Source organism: Prauserella halophila, assembly GCF_024171895.1.
GTDB lineage: Bacteria > Actinomycetota > Actinomycetes > Mycobacteriales > Pseudonocardiaceae > Prauserella > Prauserella halophila.
This window is the reverse complement of the sequence record NZ_JAMTCQ010000015.1, coordinates 92,909-106,141: the sequence shown is the minus strand read 5'-3', so window position 1 is coordinate 106,141 and position 13,233 is coordinate 92,909. Positions and strand designations below refer to the sequence as shown.

13 protein-coding genes are annotated in these 13,233 nt (G+C 68.9%); 10 read left to right on the top strand and 3 right to left on the bottom strand.

The annotated features are described in order from the left end of the window. Window positions 1–52: 52 nt before the first annotated feature. On the bottom strand, window positions 53–1,576 hold the full coding sequence (locus tag LY41_RS22315) for an acyl-CoA synthetase (RefSeq protein ID WP_253866296.1): 1,524 nt from the start codon (window positions 1,574–1,576) through the stop codon (window positions 53–55). 108 nt (window positions 1,577–1,684) lie between these two features. On the opposite strand from LY41_RS22315, the gene tsaB reads away from it, so the two are divergent. From tsaB to LY41_RS22275, 8 genes are all read left to right on the top strand, one after another. Then, window positions 1,685–2,410, top strand: coding sequence for a tRNA (adenosine(37)-N6)-threonylcarbamoyltransferase complex dimerization subunit type 1 TsaB (tsaB, locus tag LY41_RS22310; RefSeq protein ID WP_253866294.1), 726 nt, complete (start codon window positions 1,685–1,687; stop codon window positions 2,408–2,410). A gap of 77 nt (window positions 2,411–2,487) precedes the next feature. Then, window positions 2,488–2,982 carry a ribosomal protein S18-alanine N-acetyltransferase gene (gene rimI, locus LY41_RS22305; RefSeq protein WP_253866452.1) on the top strand — a complete coding sequence of 165 codons (495 nt, stop codon included), beginning with the start codon at window positions 2,488–2,490 and terminating at the stop codon, window positions 2,980–2,982. Then, a complete protein-coding gene (gene tsaD, locus LY41_RS22300) occupies window positions 2,982–4,028 on the top strand; it encodes a tRNA (adenosine(37)-N6)-threonylcarbamoyltransferase complex transferase subunit TsaD (protein ID WP_253866292.1) in 1,047 nt (348 codons plus the stop codon). The genes rimI and tsaD overlap by 1 nt, the downstream gene beginning before the upstream one ends. Window positions 4,029–4,261: 233 nt before the next feature. Further along, the gene (locus tag LY41_RS22295) at window positions 4,262–4,513 is read left to right on the top strand and encodes a hypothetical protein (RefSeq protein WP_253866291.1); all 252 of its coding nucleotides are present in this window, start codon (window positions 4,262–4,264) and stop codon (window positions 4,511–4,513) included. Beyond that, window positions 4,503–5,393 carry a WXG100 family type VII secretion target gene (locus LY41_RS22290; protein ID WP_253866289.1) on the top strand — a complete coding sequence of 297 codons (891 nt, stop codon included), beginning with the start codon at window positions 4,503–4,505 and terminating at the stop codon, window positions 5,391–5,393. The genes LY41_RS22295 and LY41_RS22290 overlap by 11 nt, the downstream gene beginning before the upstream one ends. 17 nt (window positions 5,394–5,410) lie before the next feature. Then, window positions 5,411–5,866, top strand: a complete 456-nt coding sequence (locus LY41_RS22285; RefSeq protein WP_253866288.1) for a hypothetical protein — start codon at window positions 5,411–5,413, stop codon at window positions 5,864–5,866. A gap of 46 nt (window positions 5,867–5,912) precedes the next feature. Then, complete coding sequence (locus LY41_RS22280; RefSeq protein ID WP_253866286.1) at window positions 5,913–6,425, top strand: DUF3558 family protein; 513 nt, start codon at window positions 5,913–5,915, stop codon at window positions 6,423–6,425. A 3-nt stretch (window positions 6,426–6,428) separates the two neighbouring features. Next, on the top strand, window positions 6,429–7,073 hold the full coding sequence (locus LY41_RS22275) for a hypothetical protein (protein ID WP_253866283.1): 645 nt from the start codon (window positions 6,429–6,431) through the stop codon (window positions 7,071–7,073). A 228-nt stretch (window positions 7,074–7,301) separates the two neighbouring features. On the opposite strand, the gene LY41_RS22270 is transcribed toward LY41_RS22275, so the two are convergent. Together LY41_RS22270 and LY41_RS22265 are read right to left on the bottom strand one after the other, a co-directional pair. Further along, window positions 7,302–9,320: an N-acetylmuramoyl-L-alanine amidase gene (locus tag LY41_RS22270; RefSeq protein WP_253866281.1), complete on the bottom strand. Its 2,019-nt coding sequence runs from the start codon at window positions 9,318–9,320 to the stop codon at window positions 7,302–7,304. Window positions 9,321–9,628: 308 nt separating this feature from the next. Continuing rightward, window positions 9,629–10,831: an alpha/beta fold hydrolase gene (locus LY41_RS22265; protein ID WP_253866279.1), complete on the bottom strand. Its 1,203-nt coding sequence runs from the start codon at window positions 10,829–10,831 to the stop codon at window positions 9,629–9,631. A gap of 260 nt (window positions 10,832–11,091) precedes the next feature. Here LY41_RS22265 and groES point away from each other — a divergent pair, with 260 nt between their 5' ends. Then, the gene (groES, locus tag LY41_RS22260) at window positions 11,092–11,385 is read left to right on the top strand and encodes a co-chaperone GroES (RefSeq protein WP_308292295.1); all 294 of its coding nucleotides are present in this window, start codon (window positions 11,092–11,094) and stop codon (window positions 11,383–11,385) included. A gap of 81 nt (window positions 11,386–11,466) precedes the next feature. Then, on the top strand, window positions 11,467–13,080 hold the full coding sequence (gene groL, locus LY41_RS22255) for a chaperonin GroEL (protein WP_253866277.1): 1,614 nt from the start codon (window positions 11,467–11,469) through the stop codon (window positions 13,078–13,080). The last annotated feature ends 153 nt before the right edge of the window (window positions 13,081–13,233 follow it).

The following is a 13,233-nucleotide window of genomic DNA, read 5'->3' as shown; positions in this document are numbered from 1 at the left end:
ACCGTGTTGCAGGTTCCAGGGGCATCGATCGTCCCGGGCGGGACCAGGCAGGTCAGCCGGGCAGCGACCGTTTCATCAGCTTGCCCATGTCGTTACGCGGCAGCCGATCCAGGAACCGTACGACGCGCGGCCGCTTGTGCGGCGTCAGCAGGCGGGCCACGTGGTCGGCGAGCTCGGCCTCGTCCGGCGCGGCGCCGGCCGGCACGACCCACGCCACGATCCGCTCGCCGAGATCGCCGTCCGGCTCGCCGGTCACCGCCGCCTCGGCCACTCCGGGATGTTCGATGAGCGCGTTCTCGATCTCGCCGGCGCCGATCTTGTAGCCGCCGGACTTGATGATGTCGGACCCCTTGCGGCCCACGATCTTCACGTACCCGTCGGCGTCCCGAGTGGCCATGTCGCCGGTGCGGAACCACGAGTCGTGGAAGGCCTCCGAAGTGGCGTCCGGCCGGTTCAGGTACTCGGTGAACAGGTTCGGCCCGCGCACCTCGATCTCGCCGACGGTCTCGCCGTCCCACACCTCGATCACCGCGCCCGACTCGTCGACCAGCCGCAGCTCGACCCCGCGCAGCGGAACGCCGACCGTACCCGGTTTACGCTCGCCGTCGGCGCGGACGCTGGTGTTCATCATCGTCTCGGACATGCCGTAGCGCTCGACGACACGCTGGCCCGTCGCGGCGTGGATGCGCTGCTGGTCGTGCACCGGCAGTGCGGCCGATCCGGAGACGAGGAGCCGTGCGCCGCGCAGGGCCTCGGCCAGCGCCGGGTCGGCCTCCACCTCGTCGGCGATCCGGTGGTACATCGTCGGGACGCCGAACATCATGGTGGCGCCGTTCGCCAGCGCGTCGGTCAGGGCGGCCGTGGAGAACGTGCCGAGGTGCCACACCGTGCCGCCGCGGCGCAGCGGGCCGAGCACGCCGAGGATCAGCCCGTGCACGTGGAACAGCGGCAGCCCGTGCACCACGGTGTCGGCCGACGTCCACTGCCACGCGTCCTCGAGGGCGTCGAGCGTCACGGCGATCGACCGCCGCGGATGCACCACGCCCTTCGGAGCGCCCGTCGTGCCGGAGGTGTAGACGATCACCGCGGGCGTATCGGCGGCGGGTTCGTCGGGCAGCGCATCCCCGTCGGCGGGCAGCACGTCCCCGTCCGAAGGTGCCGCGCTGTCGGTGCGGGTGCCGGTGAGGACGTCGACGTCGAGGCGCGCTGTCGTGGCCAGCCCCTCCGGCAGCCGGTCGCCGGGGGCGGCGAGCACGAGTTCCGGTGCGGAATCGCCGACGATGTGGGCGAGTTCGCGCTCGCCGATCTTCGGGTTGATGGGCACCACCGGTGTCCCTGCGGCCAGTCCGCCCACCACGGCGACGGCCGTCTCGAGCGTCGGCGTCGCCCACACGGCGACCCGCCCGGACCCGCCCTGGGCGTCCGCGGCGCCTGCGGGAATTCCGGAGCGGAGCCGTGCCGTCAGCCGTTCGGCGAGGGCCGCCGCCGCGGTCGCCAGTTCGGCGTAGGTCAGGCTGCGGTCGCCGAACCTCAGCGCAGTCGTCTCACGGCGGTCGTGCAACGCGGGAAAAAGCACCGGTGCGCCTCCTTGCGGTCGATCCGGCCGGGAGACCGCTCGCGCCTCCGGCCGACTGCACCCATCCTCTCGCACAGCGCGGTCCCCGCGACGTCGTACGCTCGAAGGGTGCTGATTCTCGCCCTTGACACCGCCACGCCCGCGGTGACCGCCGGGATCGTCCGGTTGTCCGGCCCGGCGGGCACGACCGGCGACACCGAGGCCGGCGACACCGAGGCCGCCCGTGCCGTTGCCGGCGGTACCGATGCCAACAGCGCCGCGGCCGACGGCGCCACCGCTGTTGCCGCCGCACGACCCGTCGTCGAACAGGTGGCCGCGCGCGTGACCGTCGACCCGCGGGCACACGGCGAGCTGCTCACCCCGCACCTGCTCGAGGCCACCGCCGACGCCGGGATCACACTCGCCGATCTCGGCGCCGTCGCCGTGGGTACCGGTCCCGGGCCGTACACCGGGCTGCGGGCGGGCCTGGTCACGGGCGCGGCGCTGGCACACAGCCTCGGCGTTCCGGCCTACCCGGTGTGCACGCTCGATGCGATCGCCGCCGGTCCGGCCTGCCCCGCCCTGGTCGTCACCGACGCCCGCCGCCGCGAGGTGTACTGGGCGACCTACGACGCCTCGGGGGCGCGCACCGACGGTCCGCACGTCGGGTCGCGCGCCGAGGTGCCCGAGACGGCGGGGCACGTCGCCGACCACGAACAGCCGACGCCGGAGGGCGTCGTGCGCGCAGCCGCGGCGGAGATCCTCACGGCGCGCGAGCCGGGGCCGCTGACACCGTTGTACCTGCGCAGGCCCCACGCCGCCGAACCGACGCCCCGCAAGCGGGTGACGGCATGATGCCCGGCCGGAGCACTCCCGCGAACCCCGACGGCACCGTGAACCCCGAGGCCGGGAACCCCGACGGCGCGGCGCCCGTGCGGTTGGAGCCGATGCGCAGGCGGCACGTCCGTGCGTGCGCGGAGATCGAGACGGTGCTGTTCGCCGGGGACAGCCCGTGGCCGCCCGCCGCGTTCCACAGCGAACTCGATCTCGGCGGCCACTACCTCGTCGCCGTCGAGGGGTCCGTTCGCGACGGCGACGAGCACGTGCTCGGCTACGCGGGCCTCGCGATCATGGGCAAGCGCGGCGACTACGAGACGAGCCTGCACACCATCGGCGTCCGCCCGGAGCACCAGGGCACCGGTGTCGGCAAGGCGCTGCTGCGCGCGGTGCTGGCGAAGGCCGACGAACTGGCCGCGCAGGTCTTTCTCGAGGTGCGCGTCGACAACGACAGCGCGATCGGGCTGTACGGCGAGCACGGATTCGAACGACTCGGCGTGCGCAAGGGCTACTACCAGCCTTCCGGCGCCGACGCCTACACGATGCGCCGGGACGCGATCACCGGCCAGCGACAGGAGGACGGCCGCTGATGGCGAAGATCATCATGGGCATCGAGAGCTCGTGCGACGAGACCGGTGTCGGACTGGTCGCCGCCCACGACGACGGCACCGTGGAGCTGCTGGCCGACGAGGTCGCCTCGAGCGTCCAGCAGCACGCGCGGTTCGGCGGCGTCGTACCGGAGATCGCCAGCCGGGCGCACCTCGAGGCGATGGTGCCGACGACCCAGCGCGCGTTCGACACCGCCGGACTGTCGATGTCCGATGTGGACACGGTCGCCGTGACCGCCGGTCCCGGGCTGGCAGGCGCGCTGCTGGTGGGTGTGTCCGCGGCGAAGGCCTACGCGGCGGCGCTCGACGTGCCGCTGTACGGCGTCAACCACCTCGCGGGCCACATCGCCGTCGACACGCTGCAGCACGGACCGTTGCCGACGCCGTGCCTGGCGCTGCTCGTCTCCGGCGGGCACACGCAGCTGCTGCGGGTCGACGACATCGCGGGCACGATCACCGAACTCGGTTCCACTGTGGACGATGCGGCGGGGGAGGCCTACGACAAGGTCGCCAGGCTGCTCGACCTGCCGTACCCCGGCGGCCCGCCGATCGACAAGGCCGCCCGTGACGGTGATCCGCAGGCGATCGCGTTCCCCCGCGGCATGACGGGCCCGCGGGACCCGAAGTTCGACTTCTCGTTCTCGGGCCTGAAGACCGCTGTCGCCCGGTGGGTCGAAGGTGCGCAGGAACGCGGCGAGCAGGTGCCGGTCGCCGACGTCGCCGCGTCGTTCCAGGAGGCCGTCGCCGACGTGCTCACCGCGAAGGCGGTGCGCGCCGCGACCGAGGCCGGTATCGGCACGCTCGTCGTCTCCGGTGGAGTGGCGGCGAACTCGCGGCTGTCGACGTTGGCGCGGGAGCGCTGCGCCGAGGCCGGCATCGAGCTGCGCCTCCCGCGGCCCCGGCTGTGCACCGACAACGGCGCGATGATCGCCGCCCTCGGCGCCCACGTCGCTGCCGCGGGCCACAAGCCCAGCTCCCTCGACCTGTCCGCCAACCCCGGCCTGCCCGTGGACACGGTGCTGGTCTGAGATGGGTGAGCTGGGCACGTCCTGAGCGCTTCCGGTGTGTACATCGTTGTGGGGAGAGGCTGCTTCACTGATTTCGGCTACAGCGAAGTTGACACGGTGGCCACGAGCAGTAGCCTGCGAACGTAGTTCGACTACGGAGGGGATTATGTCTGCTACAGGGGGGGCACGAAGTCGACCCACTTGTTCTGCGTGATCTTGCCAAGTATATCTCTGACTTGGCGACGGGTTTTGAGGTGATCCGCATTGATGCGCAGTATGAAGGACTGAGCGCCAAAGGGTTTACTGGCTTGCTTGCGCCGATTGGCGATTCGTTTTCCGCGTTCGGCCAAGAAACTCTTGGACCGATTTCCGAGATGGCCACTAAGAAGATGAATCAAATGGCTGACAGCCTACTATCGGCTGCTGAGCAGTACGGCCTTGCGGAGGCCGAGGCGCAAGAGCGAATCGAGCGCCCAGCGGAAGGGGGAGACTTTAATGCAGTTTAAGGACACCGTAGAGGTCAAGGGATTCTTTCCGACGGTTGCCAAGAAGTCTCTCGCCGAACAATTTGAGGAAGACTACTTCCTCCTGGACGAAGTCGATTGGTTCTGGCGCAACTTCTTCAGCGACGAGAACAAGGGTCTCTATGCGACTCTCGTCGAACCAATTTCCGGCGACTTCAATCGCATTGCGGAGAACGGTGAAGCGTGGAAGCATGTGGCTGACAATTTCCGTGCAATCTCGGCGAATCTGACCGACAATGCCCATGTTGTTCTACGGGATTCTTGGAGCCAGGGTCAGGCATCCGAGGCTTTTCAATCTCTCGTTGAGAACATTTGGAGTCCTGCTCTTTTTGTGGCAGAAGAGATGTCGGACTTTATGGGCGCGGGGTTCGTCAGGCTGTCGGAGGGCCTTGTAAATCTGGCCGAAGTTGTCGTGAAGCTCCTGAAGAAGATTATCAACAAGATCAAGGATCTCGCGACCCGTGCCATTAGTAGCCTGGGTGGTGTCTTCGCCAAAGCTGTTGAGTGGGTGGCCACCGGTTTTGAGAAGTTCCCCTACTGGGAGGATGTTGAAGAAATTATTCAGATCGTTAATCAAGTTCTCGGGATACACAAGACGATCCAGAAGTTGACTGACGTCGTGAAGCAGTACATCAAGTCCTTCGTCCAGGTATTCGATGCAATCAAGGCGATTCCGGATATAAATTCAACACAAGACGGCTTCTCCGTGATCAAGGACGTTCGTGATGGTACGGCTGGCATGGAGAAGCAGACCAGGGAGTATCGCGAAAGTAAGGGGAAGCTTGAGGAACGGAAATCGCGAATTGACGATACGCTGAACCCTGGGCCGAAGTCGGTGGAGAAGGGCGGCTCGGTCAGGTGAGAATCGAGCGGTCTGACGTGCAGTCATCGCCGGATATGATCGAGGCTCGGCGTGCCCTCGAAGCGGCGCTCGACGATGTCGCATCAGATATTCGGGCGTCGGAGGAGCTTCTTTCGCAGGTCGACGACGAAGATGCAGGGCGGACTGACGAGGAAATCGATCTTTTTGTTTCGTACGTCACAGGGGCTGGGAATACCCCCGAATGGGGCGCAGTCGCTACCAGGGTCGCCAGCGGAGAAATAACATGGAGTTCCGTTGCGGACGGTTCTCTCGCGCGGGACCCCGGTGTTGTCGAAGCGTTCCGATCGAATCCTCGTGTTTCTGCACCGGAACAACTGGATGTCATTGCTGGTCAAGTTTCCGGACTTGACGGGGACGATTCGAGCGAATCGGGGGGTGTTGATGATTCCGATCGAAAAGTGGCACCGGTGGACGATGACGACTACTTCGACAGTTCGCCATGGTTTGCGTAGATCTGCGGTACTGATGTGTGGCCGAAGCAAAAAGAAGGTGGTGTGGATGAACAGCGGATCGCTCTTGCGGAAAATTTCGGCTGTTTTCGGTGTGGTGGCAGGCGGGGTCGCCCTGGCTTCCTGTGGGCAGCAGACGTCCGGTGCCGCGGGCGATGATTCGGGCACGCCGTCCACACCCGAGGTCTCGCCGATATCCCCGTGTGAGTTGGTGACGGCAGCGGACCTGAAGGAGGCGACGGGCATCTCGTTCAACGAGGGTCAGAAGCGAGGTCCGCAGTGTTACTACGCCACCGCGGACTACGCCTCGACCGCGAGCGTCAGCACCGGTCTGGACACCGTGGCGGATCACCTCGACACGAAGAAGATCACGATCAGCGGAGCCGATGCCGTCGAGGGCCGGCCGCCGGAAGGCGATCAGTGCTTGGTGGACGTGACCTTAGGGCCGGACGCGCCGGTGGAGACATTGAGTACGTCGATGTCTGGTATCGACCCGGCCGACAAGCCCTGTGAGATCGCCACGGCCATCGCCGAGAAGGCCCTGGCCGGCGTGAAGGACTGAAGCATGCCGCACTGGCTCTGGTACGTCGGCGCAGCCGTCGTCGTCGGGATCTACTTCTACATCACATGGAAGGAAAAGCAGAAGACCCACAGCGACTACGCGCAGTTGGCGTCAGGGCTGGGCTGGCGTTACGAGAAGTACAGCACCGACTACAATTCGCGCTACCGCAAGTACTCGCCGTTCGACGACGGGAAACGCCCGCGGGCGGACTACGTCTTCCACGGCTCGCATCGCGGCCGCCCACTGGTCGTCTTCCAGTACAGCGCGGATTTCGAGTACACCGAAGGCCGGTCCAAACGGCAGCACTTGCAGGTCGTCGTCGTGGGCCTGGCCAGCGAGGTGTCGACGCTGGAAGTCGGCCCGCGCGGAACGCTCGGCCGCCTCGCGCAGCGCGCCGGTCTGGGGCAGAGCACCGGTGACGACTATTTCGACCGCCGTTATGGCGTGAAGACCGCGGACAAGGAACTCGCGGCGACACTGCTGAACGGCGACGTGCGGTCGCTGTTATGCCGCCGCAAGGACGACGCGAATCTCCTGCTCCACGGCGCCGACATCGTCACCTGGCGGAACGGCCCGCTGTATCCCGACGACATGGAACCCTGGGTCGACTTCCTCAACGACGTCCTGGACCGCGCCGGTCTGGACTGACACCCGGCGCCACGCACACCGCTGGCACCTTCGGCGCCCGTGCCACTTCCGGTCACGAGCTTGGTGCGGAGTCTCCGACTGCCGAACTCGGCGTGCGCGTTAACACGGTCTCGCTCTGCGGGCATCGTCCGGGAATCCTGCTGAACGCAGGACACGCGGTGCCGAGAGCCCCCCGGGGCACCTTGGTTGCATTGAACGAAACCAAGGTGCCCCCGGGTGTGCGGGCTCCTACACGTGCCAGGTGTCGACGTCGGCGAGCCGGACGTAGGCGACGCGGTGGCCGAGCTGCACCTGGGCGTACTTCTCCCCGCGGACGACGACGTGCCGGGACGCGTCGTAGGTCTTCGCGTGGTAGTACTCCGCATCCACGACCAGGCCGACGGCGTAGCGCTGCCCCTCGGGGATCGAGTACTGCAGCGGCGTGAGCTCCTGCGGCGGCACGCCCTCGGGGTAGGCGCTCGCCTCCGGATAGGCCCGCCCGTACACGGGGATCCGCTCCGAACCGGCCTTCGGGGCGGCCACCACGCCGAGCGTCGGCCGTGCGACGGGCGCCGACGCCGGGTTCTTCAGCCACGCCTTCGTACCGTTGAACCAGATCGCCGTCCAGTCGCCGTCCGACCCGGCGACCGCGTACACCTGGCCGGTCACGACGCGACTGCCCCAGTCGGACAGGTGCCTCGACTGCGGTGCGCCGCCGGGGTTCAGTGCCGGGTCGTTCAGCAGCGGCGCGTCGTCGCGGGGTTCGATGCGCAGCATGACCATCGACGAGCCGGTGACGGGGCACGCGGCGGACGGATCGTCGGCGTCGCAGCCGTGGAACGGCACGTGGTTCGTGTCGAAGTCCGGCAGGATCACCACGAGCCCCGTGTCGGCGCGCCACGTCGGCAGCGCGGCGCCGAGCAGCTCGAAGTAGTGCGCCCAGTCCCAGTACGGACCCGGGTCCCAGTGCATGCCCGCGACGTGCTCCGGGGTAGTGCCCGGCACGTTGTCGTGCCCGATGATGTGGTGCCGGTCCAGCGGAATGCGGAACCGGCGTGCCAGGTGCCGCACCAGCTTCGCCGATGCGCGATACATCGCCTCCGTGTACCAGGTGGGGTCGGCGGCGAAGCCCTCGTGCTCGATGCCGATCGACGTGGCGTTGACGTACCAGTTGCCTGCCTGCCACCCGACGTCCTCGGCGCGCACGTGCTGGGCGACGTGCCCGTCGGAGGAGCGGATCGTGTAGTGCCACGACACGTACTCCGGATCCTGCACCAGACCGAGGGCGACGTCGTAGGAGCACTCGGTGTCGTGGATGACGAGGTGCGTGATGCGCTGGCTGTCGGGCCGGTTCGCCTGGTCGTGGTTGCCGTAGTGGCCCGGGTCGTCGGAGAGCTGTTCGTACGGTGCCGGGATCCACTCGACGGGCAGGCCGCCGGGACCTTCGGGCGGTGCGGCGCGCGCGGTGCGCAGGCCGAGCGAACGCAACTGGGTGCGGTCGGGGTGCGCGGGGGACGCGGCCAGTCGCACCGTGTCGCCGTCGACCGTCGCGCGCTCGGCGCCCTCGGCCAGCACGGTGTACACCTCGTCGGCGAAGAACCCGGCCGTGGCCTCGTCGTCGGCGCCGCTGTAACGGGCGACCGCGCCGTAGAAGTCGCCGGGCTCGGAGCCGCCGACCCCGGACGTGCGGTGGTAGTGCGCGAGGAGCGCGGCGCCGCCGCGGATGTTCTCGGCGGGGTCGGTGCGCAGTGTCTCGTTGTCGACACCGGTGAGTTCGGCGGCGAGGTCGATGCTCTGCAACCGTGCGGTCGGCTGTCCCTCGGCGGGGGAGGTGGGCCGGAGCGGGCGCCGGGCGGTGTCGCCGCGCGGGTCCTCGACGGCGGTGTTCGCGCCGACGTCTGCGGCTGTGGGGGTGGTGTCGGCGGGGCCGGCGGGGGTGTCGGTGCCGACAGCGCTGCCGTGGCTGTCGTGGTGACTGCCACCGGCGGCCGCGGTGCGCAGGTCGGTGAGGTGCATCGGGCCGTATCCGGCGCCGCTGCTCGGCCGGCCGCCGTGGTCGTCCCAGCGGGATTCGAGGTACGACACGGCGAGCAGTACCCGTTCCGGCACGCCGAATTCGGCGGCGGCCGCGGTGAACGCACGCTGCCGGGCGCTCCTTCCCGCGGTGCTCGCGGCGGAGGCGGAGCCGCTCGTGGCCGAGAGCCCCGCGGTCGCGGCGGCGGTTCCGGCGGCGGCGCGCAGTGCGGTACGTCGAGGGAAGGTGTCCATGCGTTCACTCCTCGCAAGCGATGTGACGTGAGGAACGTACCGACAACTCGTCCATCGTGGAACGAACTTTCCTCCGGAAGGCTGGTCGTCCGTCCGCATGACATCCGCGACCGCCGCCGCGGTGATGCGCCCGATGGCACCTGGTTGCGTTCGCGCGCGAACGGTGTAGTCGCTCTGCCGTGAGGGGAGGATCTGTCGTGAGGGGAGGACCTGTCGTGAGGGGAGGATGTGGCGCACCCGGTGGAACCACCGTGACCTCGGGGCACTGACCCCGGCGCGGGGCATACGCACTGTCGGCGGTCAGATGGTCAGGTGGTCAGCCGAACGGCGGTGCGGATCAGCGGGCCGAGGGTGCCCAGCATACCGCGCCGGGGCAGTGTCGCGATGCGGTCGGCGCGCTGCGCGAGCCCGCGAAGGTCGCCGCGCTCGACGTGGTGGGCGACGTGCAGTGCGGCGAGCCGGTGGGTGTCCATCGCGCTGTGTCCCGTCTCGGGCAGGCGCAACAACGCGGCGTCCGGCAGTAGTGAGACGGCACGCTCGGCGATCCGCCGCGGCGTGCGCAGGTCCCGTGCGCCGGAGACCACCGCCGTCGGCCACGTGAAGCCCGGCAGCGCCGCGGGCAGATCGACGGTGTCGCCGGTGAACGCGGGCGCGTCGGGGTGCGCGGCGGTCGCGGCGAACGCCTGCTGCGGGTCGAGCGGCAGTCCGTCGGCGTCCGCGCCGAACCCGAGTACGCCGTGAGTGATACCTGCGACCAGGTCGAACTCCGCGACGAACGGGCTCGCCTCGCCGTCTCGCTCGGATGCGCCCAGACTTGCCAGCCACCGCCACGTCCGGCCGCCGCGGCCCCGTTGCCGGGTCGTCAGCAGCCGTTCCAGTGTCTCCGGCCCCGCGAATTCGTACACGACCTGCGCCACCTGGCCGACGGTCTCCACGTCGTGGCCGCTGCCGAGGTCGTCGGCGGCGGCCACGGCCTCGCGGACCAGCGTGGGCAGTCGTTCCGTGCCGTGGAGCAGCAGCTCCCGCCGGTGGGCGCGGACGGTGTGGCGGTCGCCGGCCGACAGCAGTGGGGAGTCGAGCACCATGCCCGCCACCCTGCCGGGATGCCGCACGCCGAACAGCTGCGCGAGGTACGAACCGTACGACGTGCCGTACACGACCGCCCGCTCGACGCCTTCCGTGTCCAGGATCGCGGCCAGGTCGTCGGCCGCCGCCTCGACGGTCACGTCGGCGGACGCCTGCTCGGTCCCATCGGCCCGTAGGCGTGAGAACCCGACCCCGCGGTGCTCCATCATCAATACGTCCAGGCCGCGTGCGGCGGCCTGGCTCCGCAGCGCCCGGTACAGGAACACGGAGCCGATGCCGGGGCCGCCCGGTAGGAACACGACGGGCGCCGACGTCCGACCGGCCGTGGGGGCAGGGCGGAGGTACGCGACCCGCGTTTCGTCGTCTCGTTCGACGAAACGGGTGCCGTATCGCTCGGCCAGTCGCCACGCTCGTTCCCGCCGCATGCTCGCCCAACGCGGCGGACGGCGCCGAGGTTCCTGAACGGAGCGTGCCGATCGGCGTCGGGTCGGTGTCGGCACTCCCTGCGACGTGGCGCGATCGTGCTACCCGAGGGGTACCCCAACTTGCGCGGCTAGCACTCCGGTGGCTAGAGTGCTAATTGAAACGGCACCAGACACGCCCCGGCACCCGCGACGGCGGGGTGGTAGGCGCCGTACCCAATAGGTACCTGCCAACGCTTTCTTAGACCGTGGAGGTCACCCCGGTGAGCGTGAACATCAAACCGCTCGAGGACAAGATGGTTGTCCAGAGGAGCGAGGCCGAGGAGACGACGGCTTCCGGCCTCGTCATCCCGGACACCGCCAAGGAAAAGCCCCAGGAGGGCAAGGTTCTGGCCGTCGGCCCGGGCCGTGTCGACGAGAAGGGCAACCGCGTCCCGGTGGACGTGAACGAGGGCGACGTCGTCATCTACTCCAAGTACGGCGGCACCGAAGTCACGTACAACGGCGAGGAGTACTTGATCCTGTCCGCCCGCGACGTGCTGGCCGTCGTCAACTGACGACCCGCTATGCGTTGACGCCCCGGGCCCCGCTGACGCCGGGGGTCGGGGCGTTTCGCGTGCCCGGAGAGAGGTTCCTCAATGCCCAAGCAGATCAATTTCGACGACGATTCTCGTCGCGCGCTGGAGCGCGGGGTCGACAAGCTCGCCAACGCCGTCAAGGTGACGCTCGGTCCGCGTGGCCGGCACGTCGTCCTGGACAAGCAGTTCGGCGGCCCGACGGTCACGCTCGACGGCGTGACGGTCGCCCGTGACATCGAGATCGACGAACCGTTCGAGAACCTCGGTGCCCAGCTGGCCAAGAGCGTCGCCACGAAGACGAACGACGTGGCGGGCGACGGCACCACGACGGCGACCGTGCTCGCACAGTCGCTGGTCAAGGTGGGCCTGCGCAACGTGGCCGCCGGTGCGAACCCGGCCGCGCTCGGCGCCGGGATGGAGAAGGCCACCGACCACGTGGTCGAGTTCCTGAAGAACAAGGCCACCCCGGTCAAGGGCCGCGACAACATCGCCCAGGTCGGCACGGTCACGTCGCGGGACGCCAACATCGGCGCCCTGCTCGGCGAGGCCGTCGAGAAGGTCGGCGAGGACGGCGTGATCACCGTGGAGGAGTCCTCCACGATGGCCACCGAGCTCGACATCACCGAGGGCGTGCAGTTCGACAAGGGTTTCCTGTCGGCGCACTTCGCGACGAACCCGGAGGAGCAGCGGGCGACCCTCGAGAACGCCTACGTGCTGCTGCACCGGGAGAAGATCTCGTCGCTCAACGAGCTGCTCCCGCTGCTGGAGAAGGTCGCCGAGACCAAGAAGCCGCTGCTGATCATCGCCGAGGACGTCGAGGGCGAGGCGCTGTCCACGCTCGTCGTCAACTCGCTGCGCAAGACGATCAGCGCCGTGGCCGTCAAGGCGCCGTTCTTCGGTGACCGCCGGAAGGCGTTCCTGGACGATCTGGCCGTCGTCACCGGCGGCACGGTCGTCTCGAGCGAGATCGGCATGAAGCTGTCCGAGTCGGGCATCGACGTGCTGGGCCAGGCCCGTCGCATCGAGATCACCAAGGACGCGACGACCATCGTCGACGGCGCGGGCTCCAAGGAGTCCATCGCCGACCGGATCTCCCAGATCCGCAGCGAGATCGAGACGACCGACTCCGACTGGGACCGCGAGAAGCTCCAGGAGCGGCTCGCGAAGCTGGGCGGCGGCGTCGCGGTCATCAAGGTCGGTGCGGCCACCGAGACCGAGCTCAACGAGCGCAAGCACCGCATCGAGGACGCCGTGGCCTCCACCAAGGCGGCCGTCGAGGAGGGCATCGTGCCCGGTGGCGGTTCCGCGCTGGCTCACGCGTCGAAGGAGCTCGAGGGCAACCTCGGGCTCACCGGCGACGAGGCCACGGGCGTCAAGATCGTCCGTGAGGCGCTCACCGCTCCGCTGTACTGGATCGCCCACAACGCCGGCCTCGAGGCGGCCGTGCTGGTGTCCAGGATCAAGGAGCAGGGCTGGGGCCAGGGCCTCAATGCTGCGACCGGCGAGCTCACCGACCTGCTCACGGCCGGTGTCGTCGACCCGGTCAAGGTGACGCGTTCGGCGGTGTCCAACGCCACGTCCATCACCCGGCTCGTGCTCACCACGGAGGGCTCCGTGGTGGAGAAGCCGGAGGAGGACGAGGACGAGGACGCCGGTCACGGCCACGCGCACTGACGGCTGCTCGTAGCTACGACGAAGGCGGGGCGGCACTCCGAATCGGGGTGCCGCCCCGCCTTTCGTGTATGCCCCGTCGGGTAGGCGCGTCGTGCGGGGCGGATCCTTCGGGCGCGTCCCGAGGTGCGCCGCTCGGGTGCCGCCCCGAGCGGC